Source organism: Gramella sp. Hel_I_59 (genome assembly GCF_006714895.1).
Lineage (GTDB): Bacteria > Bacteroidota > Bacteroidia > Flavobacteriales > Flavobacteriaceae > Christiangramia.
In genome coordinates, this window is sequence record NZ_VFME01000001.1 from 991,696 (window position 1) to 1,007,447 (window position 15,752).

The window sequence follows — 15,752 nt, forward strand, 5'->3', positions numbered from 1 at the left end:
ATGATCAAAATTCTTAGTAGCTTCTTAGTTATTCTGATAAGTGCATTTTGTAGTGCGCAGGAAGTTAGCGTGATGAGCTATAATATTAAGTATGCCAACGAGAATGATGGTGAGAATAGCTGGTCTAAGCGGAAAGATTTTATTACTGATCAAATCCAGTTCTACGAGCCTCAAATCCTGGGACTTCAGGAAGCGGTAAAAATTCAGATCGAGCATTTTCTAGCTGAGGTCGATGGTTATCAATCGATTGGAGTAGCCCGGGAAGATGGCCTTGATAAAGGTGAATATACCGCAATACTTTACAAAACCGAAGATTTTGAAGTTGTAGAGTCCAGTACTTTCTGGCTTTCAGAAACTCCAGAAGCAGTTTCAACTGGATGGGACGCAGCATTGCCCAGGATCTGTACCTATGCACTTTTCAAAAATAAGAACAGCGGGAAAAGGTTCTGGGTATTCAATACTCATTTTGATCACATTGGTAAGAATGCCAGGACTAATAGTGCTGAGTTGATCCTTAAAAAAATTGCAGAACTTAATACGAATCAACTTCCGGTATTTCTAATGGGTGATCTCAATTTAGAACCAGATGCAGAAGGAGTACTTAATATTCTGAAACAACTTCAGGATTCCAGGGAAATTGCACAAAATACATTCGGGCCACAGGGAACTTTTAATGGATTCCAGTTCGATAAACCAGTCAAACGCCGAATTGATTATATTTTTGTGAGTGACCAGATTAGTGTCAACAAATACGCTGTATTAACAGATTCAAATGATCTTAAATATCCTTCAGATCATTTCCCGATTTACATTGAAGCTGAATTCGAGGAATAATCGAGATAGTAAAAGCATCCTTGTTCCAGATTTCTATTTTCAATATAAAAAGGTGAACAAGTGCTTTCATATTGTTTGGTAAAGCTTTTATAGTATAGTTACTCTGTAATTAGAAGTCTATTCAATTTCAATTACTTCTCCATCATTTGGTATAAAAGTCTTCTGTAAAAGACCGTTTTCTGCCAGTTCCTTGCGTAACTGAGTTCTTGTAGTGGGACAATGATTGACAGCTTCTAAATGATTTGCCACTACAGATCCTGGTGCAGCTTTGGTGAATTTTACAATATCTTCCATAGTCATTAGTAAAGGTTGAAATAAAACCAACTGTGCCGTTCCACAAGCAACAACAGCGACATCTGGTTTGTATTTATGAAGTGCTTTCTCTACATCATTCGTGTAAATCGTGTCAGCACTCAAATACATTGACTTCTCGCCTGGAAGTTGAACGTAAAAACCCATTACATTTCCCATTGGTTTAGATACAAATCCATAACCGTGTTTGGCAGGGATGCCCTCAATAGTTCCATCTAAAGAATTAGATTCTTCCCAGTAATTAACTGTATTAACCACATTCAAACCTCGTTTCTTCAGGTCTTCTTCGTCTTTGATACTACAGGTGATGGGTATTCGATTTGATTTTAGAAATTCTTCTCCGGCAGTATCAAGATGGTCAGGGTGTAGATGAGTGATAAGACAATGTGTTGTCCTCCTAACGATTTCCATAGCATTAGTGGGTAAATCGAGGATTGGATTTCTTTTTGGTTTAAATCTGAATAGTGTAAAGGTTGGTCCCGCTGTTCCTTTTTCACCCAACATAGGATCCACTAAGATAAATCTGTCTCCTGACTCTATTACCATCGTGGCATTACGCAAATGATGTATCCTCATATATACTGTCTTTTTTTAATCGATCGATGCTCTGGTTCTAACATCGTCTTCAAAATCTTAAATTTAACTACCAGCGAAAGGGGTGCCAAAAATTCCGACTGCAAGTTCTGCCCAGATGATGAAAAGTAATATAAGAATCGCCGAGCTAGCAATAATTCTCTGTTTTCGGCTTTTTAGTTTATGACGTACAAATTGAATAGCAAGTCCGCTAAGAAATAAGAGACTTCCTATCACTAAAAAATCAAAACCACTCCAATTTACTTCATTGGTAAATTGCATAGCCAATAAGGGAATGAGTGAAATTGTTACTACTACAAATAAAGTAACAGATAGATCTTTAGTTCTCATTTTGCTGAAATTATAATTCCTTTCAATAAAGTTAAGTATTTATGCCTTACTGTATGAAACAAAAAAACCCGCAAAATTTGCGGGTTTTTTATTCTAAATCTGGATTACAGATCCAGCCTGTTTTCATCAGACCTTCCCGGGGAGGGATTATCTGGCCTGTTTGGATTTGCAGGATCATTTATATTTCCCGGTCTTGTTCCGGTATTTTCATCCTGTCTGGTGTTTCCAGTCATTCCGCCTGTTCCTGGGTTATGAGGCGGATTCGTATTTCCACCATGTTGAATGTTGGAGTTGTCATCCTTCAGTTTCTGCACGATCTCTTTAAAATGCTCGCCGGCAGCTTCGCGTCCACCAAGTCCATAACTCAGCGCTACCGCTACGGCAATCGCTCCAAGTGTTAGACCAAAAGCAAGTTCTACGATCTCGTTGGCTATTCCCATAGTTTCTAGTGCGATTGCAAGGAACAATGCAAAAGAAGCCCAGCGAACTATCTTTGCTACGAAATTACTTCCGTTCGCCTTACTCATACTGTTGTAAATAAGCAGCGAGATATAATTCCCTACCGCAAGAATGATTAATCCGAATAAGATCTGTCCAGTTAGAACAAGAATCTGGTCAAGGATCTCTGTTAATTGAGTAAGTCCTATAATTTCAACAGCGGTGATAATTCCGAAGAAAACAAGGAAAAAATATACCAGGTTAGCCACCATTTTAGAAAGTGACTGGTCTTTCCCGATCATGTTATGGATCTGTATCTTTTCCGCAGCGCGGTCCAGTCCCATACTTCTAAATAGATCTTCCAGGAAGTTTGCAAGATATTTTCCACCCCAGATAAACACAGCCAGAATAATTGCAGCGATCAGGATCTCACCAATAAGTGCTGTGAAATCTGCAAGAATATCATTTGCAGGACCCGAAATCGCGTCCAAACCTAAAGCATTAAATGCCTGGATAAGGAATGGAATAAAGATTACGATAAATACAACTTTCTTAAGAATATTGATCAGTTTATCGGTATCCTTAAAACCTGTTTTATCTACCATTCTATCCAGAAAAGTTCCTCCAATATTGATAAGATTAGAGACAAATTTTGCCAGGATATACCCGATAAATCCAATAAGTATGGCTGCTACCATGTTCGGGATAAAGCCAAGAAATTCACTTACCATATTTTCCAGCGGAGTCAGCACCTGATCCACACCTAGAATTTCCAGGACAATCAGGATCACAATGATCATGATAACATAGTACACAATGTTGGCAAGAAAGACGTTCGTATCCTCAATCTTACCTTTTCCGAAGACGCGCTCATCCCAGCGAGTTTTTTTCAGTAAGCGTACAATGACCGCTTTGATGCCTTTGGCAATAAGCCAACCGATCAATAAGACCAGCAAAGCACCTAATAAATCTGGCAGAAAGTCGCTAATCCTGTCTGCAATATTTTCCAATTCGTTTCTCATAATTTGTTTGATTAGTTAGACCGAATGAAATTAGGAGAAATGCAAGTGTATTGTTAATTGATTAACAATAGTTTAGGTAATGAAATGTATAAAGCGTAATGAAATAACTGATATCGTTAAATCATTACGCTTTATTCTATTAAATATTAAAAATCTATTTTGAGATCCAGATTGGGATATTTCGCTTCATTTTGAAAAGCTCACCTGCTACACTTCCTACAAGCAACGATGAAAAGACATTGTTCCCTTTACTGGCAATTACCATAAGATCTGCCTGCTCTTTATCAGATTCCAGTACAAGACGTTCTGCGACACTTGCATCTTTTGCCCGAAAAATCTTTGTAGTAGTATCTGTAATAAGGTATCTCTTCAGGAATTTATCGAACTTTTCCTGGCTATGTTTTTGAATCTTTGGCAACATCGCATCCTTCTCAATATATGGTGTAAATTGAATAGGAATAGAATACACATGGATGGACGAAACTCCGGCTCCGGTATAATTTGCGAGCATAGAGGCTGTTTCAAATGATTTAGCCGACTCGCGGGAAAAATCTGTTCCAACCCAAATGTTATTCATACTGCCCAAAGAATTCTCAGGAACAGAGACGATATCACATTTTAAAGTTTTCATCAGTTTTTCTGAAATTCCTCCTGAACCTTCGGTGATTTTTTTCTTACCTACCACTACAAGATCGATGGCGTATTTATGAACCACATAGCTCATAAGACTTTCGGTATATGGATCTTCGGAAATTAAAACTTCAAATTCGGTTGAAGCTGAAAAATGCTGAGCAACCTTCTCGTCCAGCTCATCACTGATCATGGTCTCCAGATCCAGATCCTTCAGTTGTTCCTGAAAGATTTCAGAAATCTCATACTTTTTAATATTATGTACAAAATATATCTTCTCAGGCTTCAGAGTATCGGCCAGGAAAGATGCATATTGAATGAGTGTGTCATCTATTGTGCTCAAATCCAGAGCTACCAGAATGTTGTTGACTTTCTTCATTACTGATTGGTTTTATTTTCATTCTTAACATTACGCTTCTGTACAATTTCAGAAACGATCTCTTCATAATTCTTCATCTGCTTTTCAGATTTCTTTTCTTCCATTTGCTCATGATCTTCCTTCAATCCTTTATACAAAGAATAGCACATGACCATAAGAATAATGGCGAAGGGAAGCCCGGTGACAATGGTTGCGGTCTGTAATGCCTGCAAGCCACCTCCAATAAGAAGCACGGCTGCCACAGCACCTTCAGTCACCGCCCAGAAAATTCGTTGTCCAACCGGAGCATCGATCTTTCCACCAGTGGTCAAACTATCAATCACCAGTGATCCGGAATCTGAAGATGTGATAAAGAAACCTGCAATAAGTAATATAGCGACCACGTTAATTACCATCGATAATGGGTAATCCTGGAAAAATACAAAGAGGGCAGTAGCAATATCTGCATTAACTGCTTCGCTTAGAACGTTATTGCCAGACATGATCTGTTCAATAGCTACACTTCCAAAGGCAGACATCCAGAAAAATGTGACAATTGCTGGGACCAGTAGCACACCTAGAATAAATTCCCGAATCGTTCTTCCTTTGGAGATTCTGGCGATGAACATTCCTACGAAAGGAGACCATCCAATCCACCAGCCCCAATAAAATACGGTCCAGTCATTTTGCCAGGTTCCATTGGTATAGGTTTCACTCCACGTGGAAATTTCAAGGAAATTATATAAATAGCTTCCTGTGTTCTCTACAAAACTTCTGAATATAAAAAGTGTTGGTCCTAATATTAATGCAAGCACTAATAGAACGACAGCAATCCGCATATTCCATTCACTCAGGATTTTTACTCCTTTATCCACACCCAGCACTACGGAAGTAGTTGCGATCAAAGTAACAATTCCAATAATTATAACTTGTGTCGTAATACCATCTGGTAGTCCAAAGACATGGTTTAAACCTGAAGCGATCTGCTGTACTCCAAAACCTAACGAAGTCGCGAGGCCAAATAATGTAGCTAGAACAGCAAAAATATCAATCACATCTCCAATTCTACCATAGATCCTGTCTCCAAGAAATGGATAGAAAATAGATCTGATGGTAAGTGGTAATCCACGGGAATAAGTGAAATACGCTAAGGATAAGCCTACAAGCGCATAAACTGCCCAGGCATGAAATCCCCAGTGTAGAAACGTGAAATTCATTGCTTCCTGAGCTGCTGCGGCAGTTCCGGCAGCTTCAGTAGGTGGACTGTTAAAATGCATCACAGGTTCACCAACTCCAAAGAAAAGAAGTCCTATTCCCATCCCTGCGCTAAATAACATAGCGAACCAGGAACCGGTTTTAAATTCTGGTTTGGCGCCCTGTCCACCAATTCTCATATTTCCAAATTTTGATGCTGCTAAATAAATAAGGAACACCAGGAATATATTAATGGAAAGAATAAAAAACCAGTCGGCATTTTCGGCAACTCCAAGCTGGAGATCGCTAAAAAAACTTTCTGCTTGTTTATTGAAAATAAGCGTGAGCGTAATAATTGCAATAATGATAGCGGTAGAAGTAAAAAATACCGGACCGTTCACTTCAAGTCCAAATATTGATTTCTTTTCGTCGCTTCTGGTAACTTTTTTAGCCATAAATTAATTTAAGTCTGATTAAAAGTAATATCCTATGTTAATATTAAATCGGGCTTCCCATTTTGCATCGGGATTCCCTGTGGAGAAGTCATCTACAAAATTTCCTCCCAGCCAGGATTGGTTATAACCGGCGGCATAATCTACATATGTATAGACCTGGCCTGCGGTGATAAGCATTCCTGTGACATTCATGAACGAATCTTCAAAACTACTTACTTTCTTATCCTGATATCCAAAATCATTATAGAACTGAATATTGCTAATAGGTCCAAGTTCTACCGGAATGCTTTTAGAAACCGCAATCGTATAAATATTAAAGTCTGATGCTACTTCGTAAGGAAAGCCGTAAGCTCCCATTTTGATGATCTCTCTGGATTCACCCGGTAAATTTTCAGGATCATGGTCTATATTCATCGCCTGTAGCTTCAGGTTCCAGTTCTTATAGAACATTTCATAATGTAATGCCAACCCGTAATGAGTTCCTGTTTTTTCTGTGTCTAGATTGTATAAACCTCCATATTGAACGGAAGTTCCCAGTCTGTTTTTGATGGAATCACCAAATTTATAGATTAGCTTTCCGTTGAATTGATTTACCTCTTTATTTCTACCAACGACATCATAAGAGTATCTATCTGGAGAAACTTCAGAAGTTCCACCGAAGCGCAATTCTTCAGCATTTTTAAAGAAAGCCAGATTATATTCGAACTTATCATCAATATGAACATATTTAACACCCATATCATGATCATCTTCTAAGCCGAAATAATAGGTAAGATTGAAAAACCAATTGTGAGAATTATATTGCTGAATTCCAAAGGGAACCTGTGTTAATCCAACCTGAATTTCCTCCAGATCATTGAACCGATATCCCAGCCAGCCTTGCTTTAGAAAACCTCCACCAAAGGATCGGGAATATAATCTGTATTCTGCGTCCACATAAATTCCCTGGTAAGATCCATTTACGTTAACCCGGAACATGTCGTATCCAAAATCACCGCCACGGTCTTTCTGTCCTTCTTTCCAGGAGGATAGATTGTAATTGAATCTAAGCGCACCGCCAATCTTCAATTCGGGATCTTCCTGAGCATAAGAAGACTCGCTGCTCATGAATGCAAATAGCATCATTAAAAGCAAGCTAGAAGAAGTAGTTTTTAGCATTCTGTATTGTTATATCTAAACAGTTAATTCTGAAATTTTAGAAGTAATATCCAATGTTGATGTTGAATCGTGCTTCCCATTTGGCATCGGGATTTCCAACTCCAAAATCGTCGGCGAAATTCCCTCCAAGCCAGGAATGATTGTAACCTGCGGCATAGTCAACAAAGCAATAAATTGGACCAGAGCTGAATAATACACCTGTAACATTCATGAAGGAATCGGTGAAACCTTTTTCTCTTTTATCCATAAAGCCGAAATCATTATAAATTTCCAGATGTTTGAACAACTTTGTATCGATGTCTATATATCTGGAAATCCCGAGAGTGTAAATCTCGAATTTGGCTGCGGTCTCATAAGGAACACCATAAGCTCCGAGTAATAACTTATTTCTTGGTTCACCGGGAGCATTAATCGGATTAAATCCGGCAGTTAAAATTTGAGTTTTAATTAGCCAGTCTTCAGTGTGATACTGGTGATGGATCGCAAAGGCATACCGATCACCAATTTCTTCGGTATCCAGATTATAGATGCCACCATACTTTGCAGAGGCACCAACCCGGTGTTTTTTGGTTCCTAATGGCTTCCAGATGAATTTACCATTTACCTGGTTGATCTCTTTATTTCTACCAACGATATCATAAGAATACCTGTTTGAAGAATTTTCAGAATTACTTCCAAATCGCAATTCTTCAGAATTTTTGAAGAATCCAAGATGATACTCATAATCATCATTCTCATAGGTATAGGTAATTCCCATATCGTAATCATCCTCCAGACCCACATAATATGGAAGATTCAGAAAAAAGTTATTGGAGTTATAGCGTTCGATTCCAAAAGGGACTTTTGCAAGACCAGCTTCTATCTTACTATTCTCATTTAATTCATAACCAACGACTCCGTGTTTCAGGAAATCTCCACCGAAAGCTTCAGAATAAAATCTATATTCTGCATCTACATAGATTCCCTGGTATGCTCCATTTACATTCAATCTGAATAGGTCATATCCAAAATCTCCACCTCGATCTTTCTGTCCTTCTTTCCAGGAAGAAAGGTTGTAATTAAAGCGCAGTGCCCCGCCAATATCAACTTCAAGTTTTTCCTGTGAATAACCTGAGCTGAAAAAACATAAGGTAAGTGCTACCAGTAAACTCTGATAGAATTTCGTGTAAACCATTGATCTATATTTATTAGGCTATCCTAAGTTACAGGAATATCTGAAGATTTTCCGCTTATGATTTAAAAAAAGAAACCGCTGGACGGCGGTTTTCAAAGTTTTAGAATGAATTAATGGTTTTTCGAATACTTACCAGATTGCTCAAAAGATTCTCCAGGTAAGCCAGATCGAGCATATTTGCACCATCACTTTTTGCATTTGCGGGATCAAAATGAGTTTCGATGAAAAGTCCGTCAACATGATTCACCACTCCGGCACGAGCGATCGTTTCGATCATATCTGGTCGGCCTCCTGTTACACCACAGCTTTGATTTGGTTGTTGTAAGGAGTGGGTAACATCAAGTACTGTTGGAGCAAATTCTCTCATCGTAGGAATTCCTCGAAAATCCACGATCATATCCTGATAACCGAACATGGTTCCACGATCTGTGACCATCACCTGTCCGTTATTACAATCAGTAACCTTAGTAACAGCATGCTTCATGGATTCCGGACTCATAAACTGTCCTTTCTTTAAGTTCACCACTTTGCCAGTTTCTGCCGCTGCAACTACAAGATCTGTCTGTCTAACCAGAAATGCAGGAATTTGCAGTACATCCACATATTCAGCAGCCATTTTGGCATCGCTTACTTCGTGAATATCGGTCACTGTAGGAATCTCAAAAGTTTCAGAAACCTTTCGTAAGATCTTTAAAGCCTTCTCATCTCCAATTCCGGTAAAACTATCAATTCGACTACGGTTTGCCTTTTTAAAAGAACCTTTGAATATATAAGGGATCTCCAGTTTAGAAGTGATCTCCACCACCTTTTCGGCAATTCGCAAAGCCATTTCTTCCCCTTCGATTGCACACGGACCTGCAAGTAGAAAGAAATTATTAGAATCACTATGTTTTAACTGCGGAATTTTACTCAGTTCCATTTCTTCGGTTTTTTGCAAAGATAGTTCAATTAATTTCGCATCAAAAAATTGGGAGAACCCGATTTTGCTCAATCTTAGCTGGAAAAGCTTTAATTTAGAAAGAATTAACTATTAAATTAAGCTTATGAAGATCCATGAATTTCTTATTCCGCAGTTGAAACAGGAAACGGCACTTACTATTAAATTCCTGGAGCGTATTCCAGATGATAAAATGAACTGGAAACCTCATGACAAGTCTATGAGCATCAAAGAGCTCGCAAATCACCTAGCGGAAATACCAACCTGGATTAGTGGCACCATGGATTATGGCAGTATGGATCTTTCAGGATATAAAGCACCTTCAGAATCGACTGTTTCAGAAATTATCGCAACGCTTCAGAAAAATTCCGAAGAAGCCATGAAAGCTTTACAGAAACCAGACGAAGCTTACCAGGAAAACTGGAAAATGACAAAGGATGGTGAGATTTTGATGGAGATGCCTAAGTTTAATGTTTTACAGACTATCGTGATGAATCAATTTCCGCATCACAGGGCGCAACTGGGTGTTTATTTTCGATTACTGGACTTACCGGTTCCCTCAACATATGGACCTTCTGCAGATGAGCAATAAATTGAATGAATTTTGCTCGAAATTGTCTTTTCTGGAATGTTTAAGCTTTTTCCATATTTAAGAAGAAGAAAATAAGAATAGTATACAGATTAAAATAATTGATAATCAGCAAATTAAAATCTTTTAAAGATACGATGGATTAGCGAAAAATAGACGTACATTTGCAGCCTTAAAAATAAGGCTTCATGACAGCTATTAGAAATATCGCGATTATCGCACACGTTGACCACGGTAAGACGACCCTGGTTGATAAAATAATGTATCACTGTGAATTGTTCCGTGATAACCAATCTACAGGTGATCTTATCCTGGACAACAATGATCTTGAAAGAGAGCGTGGAATCACGATTACTTCCAAGAACGTTTCTGTTGTTTATAAAGACACGAAGATAAATATCATTGATACTCCTGGTCACGCCGATTTTGGTGGTGAGGTAGAACGTGTTCTAAACATGGCAGATGGTGTTCTTTTATTAGTAGATGCTTTTGAAGGTCCTATGCCACAGACTAGATTCGTTTTGCAAAAAGCGATCGATCTTGGTTTAAAACCTTGTGTGGTTGTAAACAAAGTGGACAAAGAAAACTGTACTCCTGAAGAAGTTCATGAGAAGGTTTTTGACCTAATGTTCGAACTTGGTGCTGAAGAGTGGCAGTTGGATTTCCCAACAGTTTACGGTTCTGCCAAGAACAACTGGATGAGTGACGACTGGAGAAATGAAACTGAAAATATTGAGCCGCTACTTGATATGGTAATGGAACATATTCCTGCACCTAAAGTAGATCTTGAAGGTTCTCCTCAAATGTTGATCACTTCTCTGGATTTCTCTTCATTTACAGGTCGTATCGCGATTGGTAGATTACAAAGAGGAACTTTGACTGAAGGTCAGCAGGTTTCTTTAGTGAAGCGTGATGGAAGCATTAAGAAAACAAGAATTAAAGAATTACATACTTTCGAAGGTTTAGGCCGTAGAAAGATCGAAGAAGTACAAGCAGGTGATATTTGTGCTATCGTTGGACTGGAAGGATTCGAAATTGGTGATACTGTTGCCGATCTTGAAAATCCTGAAGGACTTAAGACGATCGCTATCGATGAGCCTACAATGAGCATGCTTTTCACAATTAATGATTCTCCTTTCTTCGGAAAAGACGGAAAGTTTGTGACTTCAAGACATATCAAAGAGAGACTGTACAAAGAACTTGAGAAGAACCTTGCACTTCGTGTTAACGAAACCGATAGTGCAGATAAATTCATGGTCTTTGGTAGAGGTGTACTTCACTTATCTGTTCTTATTGAAACAATGAGACGTGAAGGTTACGAACTTCAAATTGGTCAGCCACAGGTAATTATCAAAGAAATTGACGGAGTGAAATGTGAGCCAATTGAAGAGCTTACGATCGATCTTCCGGAAGATGTTTCTGGAAAAGCCGTGGAAATGGTAACTATGAGAAAAGGGGAGATGCTTTCTATGGAAGCAAAAGGAGAGCGAATGAATATTCAATTCCTTATTCCTTCAAGAGGTATTATTGGTCTAAGAAACCAGTTGCTTACTGCTACTGCAGGTGAGGCGATCATGGCGCACAGATACAAAGAATACCAGCCACTTAAAGGTGGAATTCCTGAAAGACAGAACGGTTCTTTAGTTTCTATGGAAAAAGGAAAAGCAATTCCTTATTCTATCGATAAGCTTCAGGATAGAGGTAAGTTCTTCGTAGATCCGGGTGAGGATATTTACGAAGGTCAGGTAATTGGTGAAAACTCGCGTCAGGATGATATGGCGGTGAATATCACTAAAACTAAAAAGCTTTCTAACGTACGTTCTTCAGGAGCAGACGATAAAGCGAAGATCGTTCCTGCGATTAAGTTCTCTTTGGAAGAAGCTTTAGAATACATTCAGAAAGATGAGTATGTAGAGGTAACTCCACAGCACTTGAGACTAAGAAAGATCTACCTTACTGAAAACGAACGTAAGAGAAATAAGATCGTATAATCTTATCAACTATAATTTTGAAAAGCCTGCCGTAAGGTGGGCTTTTTCATGCAAAATTTTCGCCTGAGTTTCAAAATAAGCTTGCAGGAGTATTCTGCGAACTATGGAATGCTCTAAACTTTATTGTTTAAAAATACATGGATAAATCTGTACTTAAAGGATCAATTCTGGTAGCGCTTGGAGCTTGTAGCTACGGGATGCTTACCACTTTCGTGAAATTAGCCTATGAAGATGGTTATACTTCTTATGAGGTAACCTTTTCACAAATGGCCCTTGGTCTACTGGGACTTTTACTTATAAATCTTTTTGTACGCAAGAAGGATAATGCTGAAACCGGAACTTCCAGGAACCGCAGTAAATTGAAATTGATCGCGGCTGGAACAACATTAGGTCTAACCAGTTTTTTCTATTATCTCGCGGTCAAATATATACCGGTTTCTATTGGGATCGTAATGTTGATGCAAAGTGTTTGGATGGGTGTTGTCCTGGAAGCCATCATGAAACGTAAAAAACCAGGTACTAAAAAGATTCTTGCAGTAATTGCGATTCTTACAGGGACGCTACTGGTCACTAATGTTTTTAAAGATTCATTTGAGATAGACTGGAGAGGAATAGGCTGGGGAGTGCTGGCTGCCATGTCCTACACCGGAACAATTTATTGTTCTAATACGGTTTCTCTGGAAATGCATTCTCTAAAACGAAGTTTATGGATGATGCTAGGTGGTTTTATAGTAGTAAGTATCATTACGTTGCCTTACCTGATCGTCGAGTTCAACACCAGTATCTTCCTGAACTGGGGATTAATATTAGCCTTATTTGGAACTATTCTGCCTCCGTTGTTATATACAGCTGGAATGCCGAAAATTGATGTGGGTCTTGGAGCGATCATTTCGTCTATTGAATTACCTGCCGCTGTTTTGATGGCATACTTTTTACTGAATGAGCAGGTAGATCTTGCACAGTGGCTGGGAATAGGTTTGATCCTGCTTGCTGTAGTTCAAATGAATTTAAAAAAGAGTCAGCACGCTATGGCAAAGGAGTAATCTTTCTTCGGAAGTGTATAAAAATCCTGGTTTTCATCTGAAGTTTTTGAAAATAGCAAAATTTTGAAGTATTTCGGAAAGAGATTACCTCGCATATTTTAAATAGGCTGCGAGTGCTGCACCCAGGATACCGGAATCATTTCGAAGTTCAGCAGGAATTAAAGGGACTTTGATCTTTAGATGATCTTTAAATTTATCCCAGTCATTTGAAATTCCGCCACCAATAATGATCGTATCTGGATTCAAAATTTTTTCGACATATTCAAGGAAGGTATTAAATCTTTCACCCCATTCCTGGTAGCTAAGTCCTTCTTCGGTCTTAATGGAAGAAGCCGCCCATTGTTCAATTTTCTCGAACTCTTTGTAAGGGATCTGGCCCAGTTCAAAATTTGGAATGAGTTCACCTCGAAGGTAAGCACCACTGCCCAGGCCTGTTCCAATAGTGATCATAAGTACAAATCCATCAAGATCTTTTCCTGCTCCAAAATTTATTTCAGCCAGACCGGCGGCATCTGCATCGTTGATCACACTAAACTCAAGTCCGGTAGCACTTTCGAATAACTGATCTATATCTTTTTCTACCCAGTCGAGGTGCAAATTTCCTTCGTGTTTACAAATACCTTTTTTAACTATGGTTGGAAAACCACAGCCTACAGGTCCTTTATGATCGAAATAGGAAACCATTTGAGAAACGGCATTAATAATACCTTCGGGTTTGCGGTCTTTTGGAGTCGGAATTCTGTGAACGGCAGTTTTCAATGATCCAGTCTGCATGTTTACAATGGCTCCTTTCAAACTGGAACCGCCAATATCTATTCCTAAAATATCCATGAATTTATTTGAGTGGATACAAGTTAATAAAAATGAAGTTTTTACTCAGCTGTTTCCTGAAAATTATCATTTCTGAAATTCTTCCAGATGATATCTCGGTTTGTTTCGGATGAATTGCTGAAGGCCTTGACTTAAGTTTTGATCAGAAATGAAAAGTAGAAATAAAAAAGTCACCCCAAGGTGACTTTTATAAATGGTAGATTTTATGAGCATTATAGTTCCGGAACCAGTACTTCATCGATCACATGAATCACTCCATTGCTAGCTGGAATATCGAATAAGCCAGCACCTACAAGAATTGAAGCGTCTGTATCCATATCACTATCGTTAGTATCAATTCCAGCAGAGCTGTTGACATAGATTGAAGGACCTAGCAAAGTCTCAATTTCTCTTGGTTTATTCTTTGGCACCACACTATTGCTGAAACGTCTCCCTTCAGTAACATGATAAGAAAGAATTGCAGCGACCTGTTCTGGTGTAAAGTCTGTTAAACTATTATCTCCCAGAAACCTCTCAAAAGCAGCATCGGTAGGAGCGAAGACTGTATATTGATCAGATTCTGCGAATAGGGAAGTGATTCCAGCGTAATTCAAGGCAGCTAAAAGCAGGGTGAACTGTGCGTCCTCTTCAGCTGAAGCAAACTGTACTACGATAGCGGCAATGCTTTCGTCACTTTTCTGAGCAGCAACAGAAGCTTTTGCACTTGCATCTGCGGTGTTCAGTTCATCTGAAACTGGATCCTGTTCGCAGGAAATAAAAAGAATCATTAGCAGGGCAATTCCGAAGGAAGACAAAATTCTCATAATATTTAAGTTTTTGATTATGAGATAAATATAGATTCAAAATTGATATTGTCTAACGTAGTTAACTAAATTTTAAACAAAGTTTAATCTGTTGATAATGAAGGTTTTATGCTTAAGGGTTATATATGGCTATATTAGTAAAACTTAGGGTGAACAAGGGATATTGGTGAAAATTCAATTCTGAAATCCGGATGCATCAGTCCTGTTTTTTTAGCTTCCTGATGCTGATAATGGAAGAAATTAGAATAAACAGATTCGAAATGGTAAGCAGGAAAAAAGTAGTATCAAAATTATCAGGGTAAGCGAGCCAGAAGTTTGCCGCTATCAAAATCACTGCAAGTACAGCAAGTATATATGACCCTTTACCTAAATTCATTAAACCGATTTCTGAACTACTTCGAAAACTCTCTGGCCATCGCACTTCAGGGTTTTCGAAGGATACTTCAGTAATAAGGCGTAATCATGAGTAGCCATAAGAATAGTGTTACCATTCTTGCTAATTTCCTGTAAAACTTCCATTACTTCCACAGAAGTTTGTGGATCCAGGTTTCCGGTAGGCTCATCTGCCAGGATCAATTCGGGATCGTTCAACAATGCGCGGGCAATAGCCACACGCTGCTGTTCTCCACCCGAAAGCTGGTAAGGATATTTAAATCCTTTAGTTTTCATTCCAACTTTGTCCAGTACTTCATCGATCTTACTATCCATTCCTTTTTTGTCTTTCCAGCCTGTAGCCTTCAGTACAAAAAGCAGATTGTCTTTTATATTACGATCTGTCAGCAATTTAAAATCCTGAAAGACAACTCCCAGTTTACGTCTCAAAAACGGAATATCCTTTTCCTTTAAAGTTCGAAGATTATAATCTACAATGCTTCCTTCACCTTCTGTTAAAGGCAGGTCTCCGTACAATGTCTTCATAAAGCTACTTTTACCAGTACCAGTTTTTCCTATCAGGTAAACGAAATCACCTTTGTATACGGTGACATCCACTTCAGATAAAATAAGACTTTCGCGTTGATAGATCGCGGCGTTTTTTAGTTCAAGTACAGTTTGAGACAT

16 protein-coding genes are annotated in these 15,752 nt (G+C 38.6%); 4 read left to right on the top strand and 12 right to left on the bottom strand.

The genetic code is table 11. From position 1 onward, the window contains the following. Positions 1-834: an endonuclease/exonuclease/phosphatase family protein gene (locus JM79_RS04520; RefSeq protein ID WP_141877009.1), complete on the top strand. Its 834-nt coding sequence runs from the start codon at positions 1-3 to the stop codon at positions 832-834. A 117-nt stretch (positions 835-951) separates the two neighbouring features. Here JM79_RS04520 and JM79_RS04525 read toward each other — a convergent pair whose 3' ends face one another. From JM79_RS04525 to kdsA, 8 genes are all read right to left on the bottom strand, one after another. After that, entirely contained in the window at positions 952-1,722 is a 771-nt protein-coding gene (locus tag JM79_RS04525) for an MBL fold metallo-hydrolase (protein ID WP_141877010.1), read from the bottom strand. A 63-nt stretch (positions 1,723-1,785) separates the two neighbouring features. Beyond that, on the bottom strand, positions 1,786-2,070 hold the full coding sequence (locus JM79_RS04530) for a hypothetical protein (RefSeq protein ID WP_141877011.1): 285 nt from the start codon (positions 2,068-2,070) through the stop codon (positions 1,786-1,788). 104 nt (positions 2,071-2,174) lie between these two features. After that, on the bottom strand, positions 2,175-3,530 hold the full coding sequence (locus JM79_RS04535) for a mechanosensitive ion channel (protein ID WP_141877012.1): 1,356 nt from the start codon (positions 3,528-3,530) through the stop codon (positions 2,175-2,177). A 154-nt stretch (positions 3,531-3,684) separates the two neighbouring features. Continuing rightward, a complete protein-coding gene (locus tag JM79_RS04540; RefSeq protein ID WP_141877013.1) occupies positions 3,685-4,539 on the bottom strand; it encodes a universal stress protein in 855 nt (284 codons plus the stop codon). Next, the gene (locus JM79_RS04545; protein WP_141877014.1) at positions 4,539-6,167 is read right to left on the bottom strand and encodes a BCCT family transporter; all 1,629 of its coding nucleotides are present in this window, start codon (positions 6,165-6,167) and stop codon (positions 4,539-4,541) included. The genes JM79_RS04540 and JM79_RS04545 overlap by 1 nt, the downstream gene beginning before the upstream one ends. Positions 6,168-6,185: 18 nt before the next feature. Further along, on the bottom strand, positions 6,186-7,292 hold the full coding sequence (locus JM79_RS04550; protein ID WP_141879174.1) for a hypothetical protein: 1,107 nt from the start codon (positions 7,290-7,292) through the stop codon (positions 6,186-6,188). Positions 7,293-7,362: 70 nt separating this feature from the next. Further along, positions 7,363-8,499, bottom strand: coding sequence for a porin (locus tag JM79_RS04555; protein WP_141877015.1), 1,137 nt, complete (start codon positions 8,497-8,499; stop codon positions 7,363-7,365). 100 nt (positions 8,500-8,599) lie between these two features. Beyond that, entirely contained in the window at positions 8,600-9,418 is an 819-nt protein-coding gene (gene kdsA / locus JM79_RS04560) for a 3-deoxy-8-phosphooctulonate synthase (protein WP_141877016.1), read from the bottom strand. 124 nt (positions 9,419-9,542) lie between these two features. Between kdsA and JM79_RS04565 the strand changes: the two genes are divergently transcribed. The 3 genes from JM79_RS04565 to JM79_RS04575 all read left to right on the top strand — a co-directional run bounded on the left by JM79_RS04565 (position 9,543) and on the right by JM79_RS04575 (position 13,059). Further along, the gene (locus JM79_RS04565; protein WP_141877017.1) at positions 9,543-10,028 is read left to right on the top strand and encodes a DinB family protein; all 486 of its coding nucleotides are present in this window, start codon (positions 9,543-9,545) and stop codon (positions 10,026-10,028) included. 185 nt (positions 10,029-10,213) lie between these two features. Continuing rightward, on the top strand, positions 10,214-12,016 hold the full coding sequence (gene typA / locus JM79_RS04570; RefSeq protein WP_141877018.1) for a translational GTPase TypA: 1,803 nt from the start codon (positions 10,214-10,216) through the stop codon (positions 12,014-12,016). 137 nt (positions 12,017-12,153) lie between these two features. Further along, on the top strand, positions 12,154-13,059 hold the full coding sequence (locus tag JM79_RS04575) for a DMT family transporter (RefSeq protein ID WP_141877019.1): 906 nt from the start codon (positions 12,154-12,156) through the stop codon (positions 13,057-13,059). Between the two features lie 84 nt (positions 13,060-13,143). Here the strand turns inward: JM79_RS04575 and ppgK are convergent, their stop codons facing one another. The 4 genes from ppgK to JM79_RS04595 form a co-directional block, all read right to left on the bottom strand. Then, positions 13,144-13,890 carry a polyphosphate--glucose phosphotransferase gene (gene ppgK / locus JM79_RS04580; protein WP_141877020.1) on the bottom strand — a complete coding sequence of 249 codons (747 nt, stop codon included), beginning with the start codon at positions 13,888-13,890 and terminating at the stop codon, positions 13,144-13,146. 212 nt (positions 13,891-14,102) lie between these two features. Continuing rightward, on the bottom strand, positions 14,103-14,693 hold the full coding sequence (locus tag JM79_RS04585; RefSeq protein WP_141877021.1) for a fasciclin domain-containing protein: 591 nt from the start codon (positions 14,691-14,693) through the stop codon (positions 14,103-14,105). A 196-nt stretch (positions 14,694-14,889) separates the two neighbouring features. Next, complete coding sequence (locus JM79_RS04590) at positions 14,890-15,069, bottom strand: hypothetical protein (protein WP_141877022.1); 180 nt, start codon at positions 15,067-15,069, stop codon at positions 14,890-14,892. After that, the gene (locus JM79_RS04595; protein ID WP_141877023.1) at positions 15,069-15,752 is read right to left on the bottom strand and encodes an ATP-binding cassette domain-containing protein; all 684 of its coding nucleotides are present in this window, start codon (positions 15,750-15,752) and stop codon (positions 15,069-15,071) included. Before JM79_RS04595 ends, JM79_RS04590 begins: the two co-directional genes overlap by 1 nt.